Annotated in this window: 17 protein-coding genes; 6 read left to right on the top strand and 11 right to left on the bottom strand. The window is 65.6% G+C overall.

Translation table 11 applies throughout. The annotated features are described in order from the left end of the window. Nucleotides 1–64: 64 nt before the first annotated feature. Entirely contained in the window at nucleotides 65–676 is a 612-nt protein-coding gene (locus tag ACPUER_RS17535) for a LysE family translocator (RefSeq protein ID WP_425131690.1), read from the bottom strand. Between the two features lie 87 nt (nucleotides 677–763). On the opposite strand from ACPUER_RS17535, the gene ACPUER_RS17540 reads away from it, so the two are divergent. Continuing rightward, complete coding sequence (locus ACPUER_RS17540) at nucleotides 764–1,291, top strand: GNAT family N-acetyltransferase (protein WP_425131691.1); 528 nt, start codon at nucleotides 764–766, stop codon at nucleotides 1,289–1,291. Nucleotides 1,292–1,309: 18 nt separating this feature from the next. Here the strand turns inward: ACPUER_RS17540 and ACPUER_RS17545 are convergent, their stop codons facing one another. The 6 genes from ACPUER_RS17545 to ACPUER_RS17570 all read right to left on the bottom strand — a co-directional run bounded on the left by ACPUER_RS17545 (nucleotide 1,310) and on the right by ACPUER_RS17570 (nucleotide 6,937). Beyond that, nucleotides 1,310–2,371, bottom strand: a complete 1,062-nt coding sequence (locus tag ACPUER_RS17545; RefSeq protein ID WP_425131692.1) for an alkene reductase — start codon at nucleotides 2,369–2,371, stop codon at nucleotides 1,310–1,312. A gap of 82 nt (nucleotides 2,372–2,453) precedes the next feature. Next, nucleotides 2,454–2,762: an ArsR/SmtB family transcription factor gene (locus tag ACPUER_RS17550; RefSeq protein ID WP_034180436.1), complete on the bottom strand. Its 309-nt coding sequence runs from the start codon at nucleotides 2,760–2,762 to the stop codon at nucleotides 2,454–2,456. 247 nt (nucleotides 2,763–3,009) lie between these two features. Beyond that, on the bottom strand, nucleotides 3,010–3,468 hold the full coding sequence (locus ACPUER_RS17555; RefSeq protein ID WP_425131693.1) for an MEKHLA domain-containing protein: 459 nt from the start codon (nucleotides 3,466–3,468) through the stop codon (nucleotides 3,010–3,012). A gap of 255 nt (nucleotides 3,469–3,723) precedes the next feature. After that, the gene (locus ACPUER_RS17560; RefSeq protein WP_425131694.1) at nucleotides 3,724–5,394 is read right to left on the bottom strand and encodes a phytoene desaturase family protein; all 1,671 of its coding nucleotides are present in this window, start codon (nucleotides 5,392–5,394) and stop codon (nucleotides 3,724–3,726) included. Further along, a complete protein-coding gene (locus ACPUER_RS17565; RefSeq protein ID WP_175959497.1) occupies nucleotides 5,391–5,900 on the bottom strand; it encodes a pyridoxamine 5'-phosphate oxidase family protein in 510 nt (169 codons plus the stop codon). Before ACPUER_RS17565 ends, ACPUER_RS17560 begins: the two co-directional genes overlap by 4 nt. Before the next feature lie 740 nt (nucleotides 5,901–6,640). After that, on the bottom strand, nucleotides 6,641–6,937 hold the full coding sequence (locus ACPUER_RS17570; protein ID WP_425131695.1) for a hypothetical protein: 297 nt from the start codon (nucleotides 6,935–6,937) through the stop codon (nucleotides 6,641–6,643). Between ACPUER_RS17570 and ACPUER_RS17575 the strand changes: the two genes are divergently transcribed. Further along, complete coding sequence (locus ACPUER_RS17575; RefSeq protein ID WP_425131696.1) at nucleotides 6,936–8,099, top strand: alpha/beta fold hydrolase; 1,164 nt, start codon at nucleotides 6,936–6,938, stop codon at nucleotides 8,097–8,099. The two genes, ACPUER_RS17570 and ACPUER_RS17575, sit on opposite strands and share 2 nt — an antisense overlap. Nucleotides 8,100–8,221: 122 nt before the next feature. Then, nucleotides 8,222–8,587, top strand: a complete 366-nt coding sequence (locus tag ACPUER_RS17580) for a 3-phosphoglycerate dehydrogenase (protein ID WP_425131697.1) — start codon at nucleotides 8,222–8,224, stop codon at nucleotides 8,585–8,587. Nucleotides 8,588–8,626: 39 nt separating this feature from the next. On the opposite strand, the gene ACPUER_RS17585 is transcribed toward ACPUER_RS17580, so the two are convergent. The 4 genes from ACPUER_RS17585 to ACPUER_RS17600 all read right to left on the bottom strand — a co-directional run bounded on the left by ACPUER_RS17585 (nucleotide 8,627) and on the right by ACPUER_RS17600 (nucleotide 11,754). Then, nucleotides 8,627–9,766: a patatin-like phospholipase family protein gene (locus tag ACPUER_RS17585; RefSeq protein ID WP_425131698.1), complete on the bottom strand. Its 1,140-nt coding sequence runs from the start codon at nucleotides 9,764–9,766 to the stop codon at nucleotides 8,627–8,629. 126 nt (nucleotides 9,767–9,892) lie between these two features. Continuing rightward, nucleotides 9,893–10,354 (bottom strand): cupin domain-containing protein, encoded by a 462-nt coding sequence (locus ACPUER_RS17590; protein WP_425131699.1) that lies wholly within the window; start codon nucleotides 10,352–10,354, stop codon nucleotides 9,893–9,895. 94 nt (nucleotides 10,355–10,448) lie between these two features. Continuing rightward, nucleotides 10,449–10,790: a cupredoxin domain-containing protein gene (locus tag ACPUER_RS17595; protein WP_175959491.1), complete on the bottom strand. Its 342-nt coding sequence runs from the start codon at nucleotides 10,788–10,790 to the stop codon at nucleotides 10,449–10,451. Nucleotides 10,791–10,809: 19 nt separating this feature from the next. Next, nucleotides 10,810–11,754, bottom strand: coding sequence for a metallophosphoesterase (locus ACPUER_RS17600; protein ID WP_310133062.1), 945 nt, complete (start codon nucleotides 11,752–11,754; stop codon nucleotides 10,810–10,812). Nucleotides 11,755–12,011: 257 nt separating this feature from the next. Between ACPUER_RS17600 and ACPUER_RS17605 the strand changes: the two genes are divergently transcribed. The 3 genes from ACPUER_RS17605 (at nucleotide 12,012) to ACPUER_RS17615 (ending at nucleotide 15,415) form a co-directional block, all read left to right on the top strand. After that, nucleotides 12,012–12,221 carry a phosphate transporter gene (locus ACPUER_RS17605; protein ID WP_425131700.1) on the top strand — a complete coding sequence of 70 codons (210 nt, stop codon included), beginning with the start codon at nucleotides 12,012–12,014 and terminating at the stop codon, nucleotides 12,219–12,221. A gap of 81 nt (nucleotides 12,222–12,302) precedes the next feature. After that, a complete protein-coding gene (locus tag ACPUER_RS17610) occupies nucleotides 12,303–14,057 on the top strand; it encodes an ABC transporter permease (RefSeq protein WP_425131701.1) in 1,755 nt (584 codons plus the stop codon). A gap of 11 nt (nucleotides 14,058–14,068) precedes the next feature. After that, a complete protein-coding gene (locus ACPUER_RS17615; protein ID WP_310133067.1) occupies nucleotides 14,069–15,415 on the top strand; it encodes a nitrate/sulfonate/bicarbonate ABC transporter ATP-binding protein in 1,347 nt (448 codons plus the stop codon). Nucleotides 15,416–15,418 lie beyond the last annotated feature (3 nt).

The following is a 15,418-nucleotide window of genomic DNA, read 5'->3' on the forward strand; positions in this document are numbered from 1 at the left end:
ACGGAGGTAGTGTTCCCCGTACATCAGGCATGGCCGGATTCCACGACAACGCCGCGATACCGTATCACCGCGTCGCGATCGCCACCGCCGCACCGGCCATCGCGGCCGCGCTCGTGCGGTTCGCGATTCGCTTCGCGCGCGCCGACGTCAGCAAGGCTCGTGCGCGCGACGCGAGCAGCGACCAGAAGCAGTCGGCGAGGATCAGCACCGCGAGCATCGTGCCGACCAGTTCGGCCCATGCGAGAACGCCCACGTGCGTGAGATCGACGATGGTCGGCAGCAGCGCAAGATAGAACAGCATGATCTTCGGATTGCCGAGCGTAACCAGCATGCCCGCGACGAACATGCGCCACGGCGACTGGCCGCGCGGCAGGTCGTCCGCGCCCGTCCCGGTAGGCGCGGTCCACATCTTCCACGCGAGGAACAGCAGGTACGCGACGCCGAGCAGTTTCAGCACGATCAGGCCTGTCTCGAACGTGCGTGCGAACGCGGACAGCCCCGCGACCGCGAGCGTGAGCCACAGCGCTTCACCGAGCCACATAGCCGCCAGAAACGGCAGTACGTCTCGCACGCCGTTCGTCAGCACGCGCGCGACGAGCGCGGCGACGCTCGGGCCGGGCGTGCCGGCGGTGACGAGCAGGGCGAAGGCGAAGACGGCAAGCGCGGATAACGTCATGACGAACCTCGTGGAGGGGGCATTCGAAACGTATGAAGTTTCGATTATAGTGACGGCCGTTCCAGACTGCCTGCCTGAATTGCCGTCATGACTGCATCGATCCTGATCCGTCCCGCCACGCGGGAAGACGCGGCCGCGATGGCTGCCGTGGAAGTCGCCGCCGCGCAGCGGTTTCGCGAGATCGGCATGACCGACATCGCCGATGGCGAGCCGACCGATACGGCCGACGTGCTCGCACGCATCGACGGCGGCCGCGCGATTGTCGCGGTCGATGCGCAGGGCGCGTGCGTCGGGTTTGCGTTCTACCGGCTGCTCGATGCGCAGCGGCTGTATCTGGAGGAACTGGATGTCGCGCCGTCGCATGCCGGACAGCGGATCGGCGCGCGCCTGATCGAACAGGTGACGGCGCGCGCGGTGCAGCAGGGTATCGCGCAGGTCGTGCTGTCGACGTTCCGCGACGCACCGTGGAATGCGCCGTACTATGCGCGCCTCGGTTTCCGGATCATCGACGACGCGTCGCTCGACGATACGCTGCGCGCGGTCCGCGCGCATCACGTCGCGCGCGGGCTCGACGAGACGCAGCGCGTGTTCATGCGCGCGGACGTGCGCGCCTGAACACGTGCTGCCCGGCCGTCAGGCCGCGTCGCTCAGCGCCGGGTAGTCGGTGTAGCCCGTTTCGCCTTCCGCGTAGAACGTTTCCGGCACCGGCTTGTTCAGCGGCGCGCCGAGTTCGAGACGGCGCGGCAGGTCGGGGTTCGCGATGAACAGCTTGCCCCATGCGATCGCGTCGGCGCTGCCGCTCGCGAGTGCGGCCTGCGCGGTGTCGAGCGTGAACTGCTCGTTCGCGATCAGCGGGCCGCCGAACGCTTCCTTCAGGCGCGGGCTCAAGTGGTCGCCCGAATACGATTCGCGCGTGAAGATGAACGCGATCTTGCGGCGGCCGAGTTCGCGCGCGACATAGCCGAACGTTGCCGCCGGATCGGAATCGCCCATCGTGTGCGCGTCGCCGCGCGGCGCGAGGTGCACGCCGACACGGCCGGCGCCCCACACGTCGACCGCCGCGTCGACCACTTCGAGCAGCAGGCGCGCGCGGTTCTCGACCGGGCCGCCGTACGCATCGGTGCGGCGGTTGGTGCTGTCCTGCAGGAACTGGTCGAGCAGGTAGCCGTTCGCGCCGTGGATCTCGACGCCGTCGAAGCCGGCCGCCTTCGCGTTTTCGGCACCCTTGCGGTACGCGGCGACGATGCCCGGAATTTCGTCGAGTTCGAGCGCGCGCGGCGTCACGTACGGACGCTGCGGACGCACGAGGCTCACGTGGCCGCCCGCGGCGATCGCGCTCGGCGCGACCGGCAGGTCGCCGTTCAGGAACACCGGATCGGAGATCCGGCCGACGTGCCAGAGTTGCAGCACGATGCGCCCGCCGGCCGCGTGCACGGCCTGCGTCACCTGCTTCCAGCCTTCGACCTGCTCATCGGACCAGATGCCGGGCGTGTCCGCGTAGCCGACGCCCTGCGCCGTGACCGAGGTCGCCTCGGTAATGATCAGGCCGGCCGACGCGCGTTCGGCGTAGTAGCGGGCCATCAGTGCGTTCGGCACGCGCGTCGCGCCCGCACGGGAGCGGGTGAGCGGCGCCATCACGATGCGGTTCGGCAGGGTCAGGTCGCCGAGGGTAACGGGATCGAACAGCGTGGGCATGACAGATAACCTCTTCACGAAAGGCGGGCGCGCCATCGCGTCATGCGCAACGCGGGCCCGCGTGGCCGATACGGCCGGTTGGCTAGAGATCGCGGCGCAAAGCGTCGTGAAATGCGTCGATGACGGCCTCGTTGCGCCGGAAGAACGCCCACTGGCCGATCCGCGTCGACGTCACGAGCCCCGCGCGCTGCAGCGTCGCGAGGTGCGCGGAAACGGTCGACTGCGACAGCCCGCAGCGCGCGTCGATCTGCCCCGCGCAGACGCCGTGGTCGTACGGCAGCGTCTGTGCCGGAAAATGCTCGCCCGGCGTTTTCAGCCAGTTGAGGATTTCCCGGCGTACGGGGTTGGACAGCGCTTTCAGGATCGCGTCGATGTCGATTTCGGTCGGCATGGTGGAGCGGGTGTTTCGGTTGGGCAGACGGGTATCGTCGATGGACGAATCATATATCGTAATTTGACGATATGTTTGAAAGCACTGCTGGCTATGGGGTTGATAGCTGTCGACCGAGGCGATTCGCTATCGTCGCGCGAGGTTGACCGGCGCTGCACGCATGGCTGCCGCAGGTGCTCCTTCTACAGTTGGCGGACGCAACCAATTCCGGCTTTGCGTTGTCTCGCGCGGACCGCGGGTAATGCAATCAGATGTCGCGTGTACGGGGAATGACGACTGCCTGGCCGTGCAATCTGCCGTCCGTATCGAGAAGTTGCCACAGTGTTGCTTCCTCGATCATGAAGCGCTGGCCGGATTTCGTGATGCGAATGCCTTTGTATCCGGTCTCGTAGCCAAGCCGCTGTACGCGTGCGAGGAATTGCTGCCGTTCCTCGCGATTCGGCGCTTCGGCAGAGAGCCGGGACGGAAGCCGGGTGATTTCATCCCAGCCATATCCGAATCGGCGCTGCGCGGCCTTGTTGGCATAGATAAAAAGCGGATCGGGGTCGGTGTTGTGTGCAAGCACTGCGAACGGGGCGCTCTCATAGAGCCACTCGGTTGCGTCATTCTCGGGAATGGTGGCCGGCACGAGCGGGCGACCGAGCAGTCGAGCATGGCTGTCGGCAAGCAACTGATAGAAGGCTGGATTGCGAAAGAGCGGAGTCATCTGACACATCACGGGAATATTGGACGCCGTTACGATACAGCAGCTTCATGCGACGCTGCGCATCGTGCCGGATCACGCGGGTACGCCATTCCGAACATGGCAGCCGGGGGCGAAGCGCTGAACATGAGTGCGAGACTCAGCGCACCGATGCAAAACAGGTATTCGGTGCTCGCAAGCATGAGTGTGCGGGCCGTCACCGAATCGCCCGGATCATTTGAAAACGCCCGGATGAAGATACTGCCCAAGCTTTCCGTTTCACTGAATCGACCTGCCTGAGGTGATGCAAGGCGCAACCCGCACATGCCCGCGTATGTCTTGCACGGCCGCTTCTGCGGCCTGGACGCCGGAGAAAATTGCCGTGGGTACGCCATACCCCGGGAACGTCGTTTGTCCTCCGAGATAGAGGCCACGCAGCCCTGTCCGATGCGGAAAGAACTTGTCAGGCGTGGTGCCTGGCGCGATGCCGTAGAGCGCACCCTCGTATAGGTGCCGTCCGCGCGCGAAATCCTGCGGATCCGATACCCGGACGTCTTCCAGGCAAAGGCCGGGGAGATGGGCCTGTATCGCGTCGAGATAGTCGCCGACCACGGCCTGCGTCATCGCGCTCGTCCATTTCGATGCGGAATCGATTCCCGTTGCTGGCGCATACAGTTCCAATACTGCGTTGCCGTTTGGCGCAAGCCCCGAGAGCACCTGTGACGGACAGGTGTAGGCGAGCCAGCGAGGAACCCCGGGCGTCGATACATGCATGGCCGCCTGTTGCGGCATCGGGGGAACATGATTGGTAATGAAGGCGCGTGGCAGCACGGCACCGGAGCAGCCGATCTGGATTGAAATCGCGCGATGCGAGAGCGGTGCCGCTCGCGCCGTTTGCGCTAGCCGCCGAGGTAAGGCGTGGGCGGGCAACAGGTGGCGGACCACTTCGAAACCCGAACACGTCGCCACGACGCAATCGGTCGGGATGCGCTCGCCATCGGCAAGGGCGATGCCCCGAGCGGCCCCGTTCTCTACGAGGATTTCGCGTACATGGGCACCGAACCTGATCGGCACCGACAGTCTGGACAGTTCGCGCGCCATGACGGAGCTGATGGCGCCCATGCCTGCGCGGGGCAAATGGAATCCTTCCTCCAGCATGGCCAGCAAGCCAATGATCTGCGTTGCCGGAAGGCGATCGGGTGGTTGCCCGGTGTAGAGCAGTGTCGATGCGACAGCCGCCTGCAGGTCCGCATCGGCGAAGTGCGACGCGATCAGGCGGCTGACATGCCCATTCATGCGGGGCAGGTAACGCCACAGTTTGCTTAACGTCCGTAGAAGCGACGGCTCCTGCGGCAGAACTTCATCAACCAGCGTGCGGTAGATGGGGCCCCATTGCTGTTGGAGCCTGCCAAGGCCGTCACGCAGTTGCCGTGTCCGTGAATCCTCCCTGTCGCCTTCCACATACGACGTGCCGGCACTGGATAGATGAACGGCCGTTCCATTCTCCAAATGCGTAACGTGAGGCCGTTCGATGGCCACCATCGGAACCTCGCGATCGAAGTCGAGACCAAGGCGCCGGAACGACGCGCGAATGAGCGAGGGCACCGCTACATACATCGCGCCGTTATTGAATGTGAAACCGTTTACCGTCGTGGTGGAACAGCAGCCGCCGGCTGCGTCCGAGGCCTCCAGTACGACGACGGGTCTGTCATTGCGTGCCAGCGTCAGCGCGGCAGCCAGGCCGGCCAGGCCCGCGCCGATCACGACGACGGGTTGCTCGCCATTGCTCGTCATACGATCCTCCATGATTTGCACGAAGAGCAATATTGCGTGTCGTGCATGAAAGGTGAAGTCGCGGCAAGCCTCGACCGCATCAAACGCCGGCGAACGAGACTTGCCGCCACAGGGCAGAGATCGACGCTTGGCTCGCCGCGTCGAGAGGGCGGTCAAGGATGCAATGGTTCGCCATCGGTCGGGAACGTATGCCGGGCGTGCCAGCCGCCATCCTTCCGAATCAGCCGGACCGAGTTGAGGCCCAGTGGATCAGGCGCAACCCCCCGCATGCGCGACCACAGTTCAACCCAGGCGGGCTCACAGGTAACGGTCACCACATAAGGATCGTCCGGCCCGTTGGGGAACCAGGTGCGCAGTGATTCTTTCCAGATGCGTTGCTTCAGCGCAGTCTCCGCGGAGACTGTCGGGACGGTCCCGATCGTGACGTATCCCCGGTCAGCCATGCTGAGAAAGGACAGACTGATCGTCTTCCCCTGGCGAATCTCCGACGCTTTGCGCGTTCTCGAGTCGGTCATGAAACGAATCGTGAGGTCCTTCCCGATCTCCAGAACCTCGACGACTCTGGAGTTGATCTGACCGGACGCGTCGTTCGAAGATACAAAACAGAAGGCGCAATGACTGACGATTTCAGTTGCTTGTTGAAAGAGTTGGCTTGCATTCATGATGATGTGCGACAGCGTTTCAGGGAGCCCCCGAAAACCGGGAAACTCGGCGGAAAAAGGTCAGGTGGCGCATGTTCATGCACCTCGATCTCGACACGTCGTCGGTTCTCGACGTCGCTTTCGCGACAGCGATCTACCGGGCGACAGTATCCCGATGCCCGCCTCCATGGCGGTAAGGTACGTCGCGACGTGCAGGCCTGCGCCAAGAGCGAACACTGCAACCATGATCCAGCTCGAACGCGTTCTGGCAAACAGGACGGGTTGCGCGACCGTCCTCAGCAACCAGAATCCGCTTCCCGCCAGCGCAAGCGGCCCCTGGATCTGCGCTGCAACCAAGCCGAGCGACACTCCATAGACGAAGAGCACGTAACTCAACATCACGTTGAGTGTCTGGGTAATGCTCTGATTGAGCCTCCCGCCGTTCCCGAGTGACTGTGGCCACTTGAGCCAACGCCAGAAGGTCAAATGGAACAATACGAAGCCGAGGTCGTATATGACACTGAGTGAGGTCGATAGCGCTGGATGCACTGAAGTGGCTCCAATGGTGAGCCTTGGACATTGAAGGTTCCGCATGAAGTCAGGCCTGCCGCAGATTTCGACTCGCCCGGCAGGCAACGCGATTTAATGCACTACATGCAACTGTATACGTCGTGCATTATTGTGACAACATGCATTGGAGGTGCCCGCTTGATGTTCCGTGCACGCTGCAATCCGAGGTCGCGAATCGCGCCGCTGCTTCTTCATTCCCCGAGCTGCGCGCGCAGCTTGTCGAGCGCTTTCGGGTCGTCGCGCGGCGGGCCGCTCGTTCCGACGGCTGCCGCCCGGTAGCGGCTGCGCCGGCATCGATGCGGTGATCGCCGGTGTGCGTTCGGCACGGCGTTCGCAGTGGCGGCCGCGCCGAACCGGCCGACTGAACCGCCGACCGAACCGCCGACCGAACCGCCGACCGAACCGCTTTCCGCAACGGGTCGGCAGCGCGCGACGGATTCTGCGACCATCGCCGTTAAAGTCATACCCGCAACCAGGTCCGTCGCCATGTCACTCATTTCCGTCGCCTTTGCAAGAATCCGGCTTTCGCGCGTGCTGCCGGCCGTCCGAAACCTGTCATGCTCGATTCCGCTCGCGGCAGCCTGTGCCGCAATCGGCGTGCCGGGCGGCGCGCGTCCGGCCGAAGCCGCCACGCAGCACGAACGTCTCGAGGCCCCGGTCAAGGCCGTGGCCGACCAGCGCGTGGCCGTCGATACGCCGCAGGGCGGCGCGGTGCTGCCCGTCTATGCCGATCATCCGCTCGACACGGCCGCGCCCGACGTCACGCGGGTCTTCATCGTGATTCACGGCACGCTGCGCAATGCCGACGCGTACTACGCGTCGGGGCTCAAGGTCGTCGAGCAGGCCGGCGCGGCCGGGCAGGGCACGATGGTCGTCGCCCCGCAGTTCCTGACGCGCGCCGATACGCGCGCGTTTTCGCTGCCCGCGCAGACGCTGGCCTGGACCCAGGAAGGATGGAAGGGCGGCGAACCGGCGCGCCAGCCGGGCCCGGTCAGTTCGTTCGCCGCGCTCGATGCGTTGCTCGCGCATTTCGCCGATCGCAGCCTGTACCCCGCGCTGTCGACCGTGGTCGTGATCGGTCATTCGGCCGGCGCGCAATTGCTGCAGCGCTACGCGGTGGCCGGGCACGAAGGCGATGCGCTGGTGCAGGCCGGCATCGCCGTGCGCTATGTGGTCGCGAACCCGTCGAGCTATCTGTATTTCGACGACGAACGGCCGGACGCGCAAGCAATCGCGAGCGGTGCCTGCCCGCGCGCGACGCAATGGAAATACGGGCTGAAGTCGGCGCCGCCTTACGTCGCGTCGCAGGACGTGCGCGAACTCGAAACGCGCTACGTCGCGCGCCATGTCGTGTACCTGCTCGGGCAGGCCGATACGAACCCGTATACGCATTTCATCGACCGCTCGTGCGCGGCGATGGTGCAAGGGCCGTACCGGCTCGCGCGCGGGCTCGCGTATTTCGATTACCTGAAGAAGCGACACCCGGACGATCTCGCGCAGCAGGTCGTCGAAGTGCCGGGCGTCGGGCACGACAATCTCGGCATGTTCACGTCCGCTTGCGGGCTGGCCGTGCTGTTCGGCCAGGCGTTGCCGCAATCGTGTCCGGTCGTCGCCGGAACGGCGCCGGTCGTGCGCGCGGCGGGGCAGTGAGCGCGCGTGCGATAGGCGCGGCGACAATGGATCGATCAGGAAAATGCAGGAATCGACAAGATAAATTCATTTCCCAAGCTGGTGCTCGCGGTTCAGGATGACGGCGTTGCCAGGAGCGCTCCATGAACATCACGATCCTCGACGATTACTTCGACACGCGCCGCACGCTGCGGAGCTTTCGCAAGTTGGACTGTCACGCGGTCACGATCTGGGACGGTCACGAGCCGGGCGTCGACGCGCTGGCTGAACGCCTGCGCGAAACGGCGACGCTCGAGCCGTTGATCCTCGACCTGCTCGAATGGATCGGGCCACGCGCGCGGCCTTATGACGAGGTGATCGACGCATGGCGCACGTCGTGCCCGCGCCTGCCGGTGTGGGAGGAAGCCTGCGCGCGCGGCTACGTGGTCCGGCACCATGTGCCCGGTGGCATCGCGGAGGTCAAGGTGAGCGATGCCGGCCGCGCCCACCTCCGGGCCGCGCGCGCCTGATCGCACCGTTGCGATCGGCGCGCGATGCGACGCCGCACGTCATGCCGTTTTTTCAGCAACCGGCGGCGCGTCCGGATCGAATACCGTCAATCCTTCCGTCGGGTCCATCGGCAGGTCCCACGGACGGGCGGCGATCGCCCGTTTCGCGGCGTCGTAGCCGGCCTGCCGGCGGGCCGCGATGCCGGCCGGCGTGAAATCGATGTCCTTCAACTGATTGTCGCCGTCGAGTCGCGGTGCCGCGAGCTTGATCAGGCGCATCGTGGTTTCGCACCCCCACGCGGCGAGCCGGCGCACGGCCGGCGACGCGCGTTCGGCTTCAGGCACGTGCCGGATCAGTTCGCGGATCACGTGGCGCAGCCGGTGGATCTGCTGCTGGCGCGCGATGTGGCTGTCGGTGCGGCTCGCGTACTGGATGTCCTTTTGCCGTTCCGACACCTGCCAGATGCTCTCGGGCTCCGGGCCGGCCGGATTCCACATCTGCACCGAGAAGATGATCGAGCTCCGGCGCGGATTGTCGTCGAGCACGACCTCGACCGGCGTATTCGAATACACGCCGCCGTCCCAGTACGGCTCGCCGTCGATCCGTATCGCCGGGAACGCGGGCGGCAGCGCGCCCGAGCTCATGATGTGGTCGATTCCCAGGTGCGTGTCGCGCGAATCGAAATAGCGCATCGTGCCTGTGCACGCATTGACCGCGCTGACGGTCAGGCGCGGGTGGCCCGCGTTCAGCAGGTCGTGGTCGATCAGCGACGCGAGCGTGTCGCGCAGCGGCGCGATCCGGTAGTACGACGCGCGATCGACGCCGAGGCGGACCATCGGGCCGAGCCACGATGCCGGATTGGGCTGGAAGAATCCCGCGATGCCGCCGCCGATGATCATCAGCTCGGCCAGCATCTTGTCCCAGCCGGGCAGCAGCGCGGGCACGTCGAAGCGGGTCCGTTCGGTCACGCGCTGCCAGAACGCCAGCATCTTCTCGTAGCGCCGCTCCGGCGGATTCCCGGCGATCAGCGCGGCGTTGATCGCGCCGATCGACGTGCCGACCACCCAGTCGGGCCGGATGCCGGCTTCGTCCATCGCCTGGAAGACGCCGAGCTGGTACGCACCCAGTGCGCCGCCGCCCTGAAGCACGAGCACGACTTGCCCGGGGAGATCCATTCGTGCCGGCTGGCTCGCGGTCATGGCTTGCCTCGCTGCGTGTGACGGTGGGGCGGATCCGAACAGTTGGATTCAGTGTAGGCGATCGGCGGCGGGGGATCGACATTGCCTGACGCGCATCGGCAGGCATGCGCCGCCGTACGGCGGGCGTCACGCGTCCGGGTACGGTGTGCCGTCCTTGTGCAGGAACCGGCCGTCGCGGCTCGGGCTCATCATGTCGATGTCGGGGCAGGTGATCACGTCGTCCGGAGAGCGCGAGCCAACCTCGAGATAGACGGCGACCGCGTCCGACCGGTTGACGAGGTGATGGCCGTTGCCGGAGCCTTTCGGAAACGCCGCGCAGTCGCCCGCGCGCAGCACGGTCTCGCCGCCGTCCTCGATCATCACGAGTTCGCCTTCGAGCACGTACACGAATTCGTCTTCGTCGGAATGCCAGTGGCGCTGGCTCGACCAGCCGCCCGGCGGCACGCGCATCAGGTTGACGCCGAAATCGCGCAGGCCGCCGGCGTCGCCGAGGCGCTGGCGGATGCGCTGCGCGCACGGCGCGTCGAACGGCCGCGGATAGCCGCTGCCGCGGCGTTCGGGCACCGCGCTGAGGTCGATCCTGGGCATGGGCGGCTCCGTCTGCCACGCGGGCGAATGGGATGGTGGTCATTGTAGGCCGCCACCGCCTGCCGTTCGCCCGCGCGTTTCGGGGTGGGCCGCGTCATTCGACGGTGATCGTCTCCTTCATGTACGGATGAATCCCGCAGAACACCTTGTAGACGCCCGGCTTGTCGAAGCGGAACGAGTACGTCTCGTCCTGGTCGAGCGCCTTCGAATGAAAGATGCCGGCGTCGTTGACGACGGTGTGCGGTTCCCCGTCGAGGTTCTTCCACGTGATCGTCGTGCCGGCCTTGATCGTGGTCGACATCGGCGAAAACATGAAGTTGTGGATCGTGACCAGCGGGCCGTCGGGGCCCTGCGCGAGCGCGGCGAGCGGCGTGCCGGCGGCGGCCGCGCACAGGATCAGCGCCGCGATGATTCTTGGTTGCTTGAAGCGGGTCATGTCGGTCTCCTTATGGTTATCAGGCCAGCGTCGCGTCGTGCAGAGCCGACGCGGCCGGGTGGCCGGCGAACTCCACCGTCGTCACGCCGAGCATCTTCGGCAACTGGTCGCGCGGCACCGTGAGCGGCACGGGGCCCGGGCCGTTGCCGGCCGTCGGCTGCGGGAACGCGGTGGAACGCGCCGTGTGGAATGTCACGTTGCCCTCGACCTTCGACACGATCTGGTGGATGTGCCCGTTCAGCACGGTAACCGAGCCGAAGCGGCGCAGCAGCGCCATCGTCTGAGGCGCATCGCCGGTGCCCCAGCCCCACGGCTCGTAGATGGTCCACATCGGCATGTGCGAGAACACGACGATCGGCGTGCTCGACGAGCGGCCCTTCAGATCCTGCGCGAGCCACGCGAGCTGGTCGTCGCCGAAGCTGCCGAGCCCGTTCGGCTTGAAATGCATCACGTTGACGAGGCCGATGAAGTGCACGCCCGCATGATCGAAGCTGTAATAGCCGCGGTTGTCCGACACCTTGCCGAACCGGCCGAAATATTCGGCGCCCGAACCGTCGGTGACGTCGTGCTCGCCGGGCACCGTATGCAGTTCCGACACGCGCAGCGCGGACAGCAGTTGCGACGCGTGGTCGAATTCCTCCGGCTTGGACAGGTGCGTGATGTCGCCGGTATGGATGGTCAGTGCGGGCATCGCCGGCATCCCGTTGACGAGTTCGATCGTCTGCCGCAGCGTGGCCGACACGTCGGGGTTGGCATCCTTGTTGAAGCCGATGTGCGTGTCGCTGATCTGCACGAACAGCGGCCGGCCCGCGTCGGCCGGGCGCGCGTCGCCGGTTTGCGCGAGCGCGAGGTCGAACGGCGTCAGGATGCCGCCCGACAACGTAAACAGCGTGCCGAGGCCGCCGAAGGCCATGCATTGCAGGGCCTTGCGGCGCGACGGGCGGGTGGGATTCGATGAAGACATGGGAGCCTCGCAATCGTATGACGAAACGGGACGGCCGGATCGTCCTGGAATAAACCGGCGCCTTCGTGTGCCATACCGGCGCGACGGCGGTTTTATTCCCGCGATGCGTGAATTCGGTCACCGGTGCCGGCGGACGCGCAAGGCAGCTGTCGGGATGCCGAACGATGACTTGTTAATGTCTTGTAATAGATGCGTCACATTTGCGTCATGGCCGCCCGATAGCCTGCGACACCGAGTCACCTCTCCGGAGCCCCTTCATGCCGAATCTCGCGGCAACGGAAACCAGCGGCGCGGCCAGCCAGCGCACCCGCACCCTCGGCTTCGCGCTGTTTTTTCCGATCATTGCCTGCGGCATCGTCTATATCGCGATTCACCGGAGCGCCGACCTTGGCCCGGCCAGGGAAAGTTCGGTCCTGCCGATCGCGCTGTCGGCCGCCCTGTACCGGGCGCTGCACGGGCTGTTCTGACCGGCGTTGGCCGACGCAACCCCCGGCCGCGCTGCACGCGGCCGGTCCCATCGAATTTCAATCCGACACAAGACGCTACCGATGGATATCAGGTTCTTCGATCCGAATCGCACCGCGAACGCCTCGGCGTGGCGCGTGCTCCCCAACCGCTGGGATGCCGTCGCGTTTCCGCTGATCATCTGCCTGCTGGCGATGGCGATCGTCGGCTTCCACGAAACGATGGCGCCGATCGGCGTGCTGCAGACGCAGAAGATCTCGCTCGATCCGTCGAACCTGCCCGAATACGCGCTGCGCACCACGCTGCGGATGCTCACCGCGATGGTCGCGTCGCTCGCGTTCACGCTCGTCTACGGCACGCTCGCCGCGAAAAGCCGCCGTGCGGGCATGGTGCTGATCCCGATCCTCGACATCCTGCAGTCGGTACCGGTGCTCGGCTACATCTCGTTCACGGTCACGTTCTTTCTCGCACTGTTTCCGGGCCGCGTACTCGGCGCCGAACTCGCGGCGATCTTCGCGATCTTCACGAGCCAGGCATGGAACATGACGTTCAGCTTCTACCAGTCGCTGCGCACGGTGCCGCGCGACCTGAGCGAAGTGTCGCGCGGCTTTCACCTGACGCCGTGGCAGCGCTTCTGGAAGCTCGAGGTGCCGTTCTCGATGCCGGGCCTGATCTGGAACATGATGATGTCGATGTCGGGCGGCTGGTTCTTCGTCGTCGCGTCGGAGGCGATCACCGTCGGCAACCAGACGATCACGCTGCCGGGGATCGGTGCGTATCTCGCGCAAGCGATCTCGGCGAAGAATATCGGCGCGGTCGGCTGGGTGATCGTCGCGATGTCGGTCGTGATCCTGGCGTACGACCAGTTCCTGTTCCGCCCGCTCGTCGCATGGGCCGACAAATTCCGGATGGAGAACACCGCGTCGGGCGATGCGCCGCAATCCTGGCTGCTCGACATGATGCGCCGCACGCACCTGATTCATCAGTTGCTCGTGCCGGCCGGCTGGCTGCTGTCGCAGGCCGCGCGGATTCCGTTGCGCGTGCCGTCGCTGAAGGGAGTACGGTCGCGCAATGCGTCGGCACGCGGCTCGTCGCGGATCGGCGACATCGTGTGGGGCGTGTTCGTGGTCGTGCTGACGGTGTACGTCGTGTGGCGCGTCGTCAGCTTCGTCGCGACCGGTGTGACGATGGGCGAAGTCGGGCACGTGCTCGTGCTCGGGCTCATCACGCTGCTGCGCGTGATGGTGCTGATCGCGATCGCGTCGGTGATCTGGGTGCCGCTCGGCGTGCTGATCGGACTGCGCCCCGCGCTGGCCGAGAAGATCCAGCCGCTCGCGCAGTTCCTTGCCGCGTTCCCGGCGAACCTGCTGTTCCCGGTGTTCGTGATCGTGATCGTCCACTTCCACCTGAATGCGGACATCTGGCTGTCGCCGCTGATCGTGCTCGGCACGCAGTGGTACATCCTGTTCAACGTGATCGCCGGCGCGATGTCCTATCCGAACGACTACAAGGAAGCGACGAAGAATTTCCGCATCCGCGGCTGGCAGTGGTGGCGGCAGGCGGTCCTGCCCGGCATCTTCCCGTACTACGTGACCGGCGCGATCACCGCATCGGGCGGCGCGTGGAACGCGAGCATCGTGTCCGAGTTCGTGCAGTGGGGCGACACGAAGGTCGTCGCGCACGGCCTCGGCGCGTACATCGCGCAGATGACTGCCGCCGGCGATTTCCCGAAGATCATCCTGGGCATCGCCGTGATGTCCCTGTTCGTTACCCTGTTCAACCGTCTGCTGTGGCGTCCGATGTACGCCTATGCGGAATCCCGGCTCCGTCTCGATTGAGAGTAAGCGCGATGCAAAATTCGACCGTTATCAACGCCCCTGTCAAGACGTCCCAGCCGCTGCAGCCGCCGCGCCTCGGCGAAGAAATCCTGCGCGTCGAGCATGTGAACCGCGGCTTCAACAAGTCGCAGGGCGAGCTGCTCGTGCTCGACGACGCGAACCTGTCGCTGCGCGAAGGCGAGATCGTCGGGCTGCTCGGCCGCTCCGGCTCGGGCAAGTCGACGCTGCTGCGAATCATCGCCGGGCTGATCGAGCCGACCGGCGGTGAAGTGACCTACCTCGGCCAGCCGCTGCGCGGCCCGGCCGAAGGCGTCGCGATGGTGTTCCAGACCTTCGCGCTGTTCCCGTGGCTCACCGTGCTGCAGAACGTCGAGGCCGGCCTCGAAGCGCTCGGCGTCGGCGCGCGCGAGCGGCGTGAGCGTGCGCTGGCCGCGATCGACCTGATCGGTCTCGACGGTTTCGAGAACGCGTACCCGCGTGAGCTGTCGGGCGGCATGCGCCAGCGCGTCGGCTTTGCGCGCGCGCTCGTCGTCGATCCGACGATCTTGCTGATGGACGAGCCGTTCTCCGCGCTCGACGTGCTGACGGCCGAGACGCTGCGTACCGACCTGCTCGACCTGTGGACGCAAGGGCGGATGCCGATCAAGTCGGTGCTGATCGTCACGCACAACATCGAGGAAGCCGTGTTCATGTGCGACCGGATTCTCGTGTTGTCGTCGAATCCGGGCCGCGTGATCGCCGAGATCAAGGTGCCGTTCAAGCACCCGCGCAACCGGCTCGACACCGATTTCCGCAAGCTCGTCGACGACATCTACGCGAAGATGACGGCCCGTCAGACCGGCGAGGCGACGAAGAAGGGGCTCGAGCTCGGCAGCTGGCTGCCGCAGGTGTCGACCAACCTGATGGCCGGCCTGATCGAAACGCTCGCGATGGCGCCATACCACGGCCGCGCCGACATGCCGGAAATCGCGCGCACGCTGCATCTGGAAGTCGACGAACTGTTTCCGATCGCCGAAGTGCTGCAGTATCTCGGCTTTGCGGACGTGCGGGAAGGCGACGTGTTCCTGACGCCGCCCGCGCGCGTGTTCGCGGAATTCGGCACGCAGGAGCGCAAGCTGATGTTCGCGGATCATCTGCTGAAGCACGTACCGCTCGCCGCACGGATCAGGAAGGTGCTGAACGAGCGCCCGGGCCATCGTGCGCCGCGCGTGCGCTTCGAGCAGGAGCTGGAGGATTTCCTGTCGGACGAAGCGGCCGAGGAAACGCTCGACGCGGTGATCGACTGGGGACGTTACGGCGAAGTCTTTTCGTATAACGACAAGACCGAGGTGTTCAGTCTCGAGGATGTCGAGAGCTGACGC

The organism is Burkholderia sp. DN3021 (assembly GCF_049805555.1).
Classification (GTDB): domain Bacteria; phylum Pseudomonadota; class Gammaproteobacteria; order Burkholderiales; family Burkholderiaceae; genus Burkholderia; species Burkholderia pyrrocinia_C.

Bases quoted from the DNA above. Each gene is read 5' to 3' on its own strand.
- ACPUER_RS17575 (WP_425131696.1), top strand. From the start codon at position 6,936: ATGTCACTCATTTCCGTCGCCTTTGCAAGAATCCGGCTTTCGCGCGTG.
- ACPUER_RS17605 (WP_425131700.1), top strand. From the start codon at position 12,012: ATGCCGAATCTCGCGGCAACGGAAACCAGCGGCGCGGCCAGCCAGCGC.
- ACPUER_RS17550 (WP_034180436.1), bottom strand. From the start codon at position 2,762: ATGCCGACCGAAATCGACATCGACGCGATCCTGAAAGCGCTGTCCAAC.
- ACPUER_RS17590 (WP_425131699.1), bottom strand. From the start codon at position 10,354: ATGCCCAGGATCGACCTCAGCGCGGTGCCCGAACGCCGCGGCAGCGGC.
- ACPUER_RS17565 (WP_175959497.1), bottom strand. From the start codon at position 5,900: ATGAATGCAAGCCAACTCTTTCAACAAGCAACTGAAATCGTCAGTCAT.
- ACPUER_RS17585 (WP_425131698.1), bottom strand. From the start codon at position 9,766: ATGACCGCGAGCCAGCCGGCACGAATGGATCTCCCCGGGCAAGTCGTG.
- ACPUER_RS17610 (WP_425131701.1), top strand. From the start codon at position 12,303: ATGGATATCAGGTTCTTCGATCCGAATCGCACCGCGAACGCCTCGGCG.
- ACPUER_RS17545 (WP_425131692.1), bottom strand. From the start codon at position 2,371: ATGCCCACGCTGTTCGATCCCGTTACCCTCGGCGACCTGACCCTGCCG.
- ACPUER_RS17595 (WP_175959491.1), bottom strand. From the start codon at position 10,790: ATGACCCGCTTCAAGCAACCAAGAATCATCGCGGCGCTGATCCTGTGC.
- ACPUER_RS17570 (WP_425131695.1), bottom strand. From the start codon at position 6,937: ATGGCGACGGACCTGGTTGCGGGTATGACTTTAACGGCGATGGTCGCA.
- ACPUER_RS17555 (WP_425131693.1), bottom strand. From the start codon at position 3,468: ATGACTCCGCTCTTTCGCAATCCAGCCTTCTATCAGTTGCTTGCCGAC.
- ACPUER_RS17580 (WP_425131697.1), top strand. From the start codon at position 8,222: ATGAACATCACGATCCTCGACGATTACTTCGACACGCGCCGCACGCTG.
- ACPUER_RS17535 (WP_425131690.1), bottom strand. From the start codon at position 676: ATGACGTTATCCGCGCTTGCCGTCTTCGCCTTCGCCCTGCTCGTCACC.
- ACPUER_RS17540 (WP_425131691.1), top strand. From the start codon at position 764: ATGACTGCATCGATCCTGATCCGTCCCGCCACGCGGGAAGACGCGGCC.
- ACPUER_RS17615 (WP_310133067.1), top strand. From the start codon at position 14,069: ATGCAAAATTCGACCGTTATCAACGCCCCTGTCAAGACGTCCCAGCCG.
- ACPUER_RS17600 (WP_310133062.1), bottom strand. From the start codon at position 11,754: ATGTCTTCATCGAATCCCACCCGCCCGTCGCGCCGCAAGGCCCTGCAA.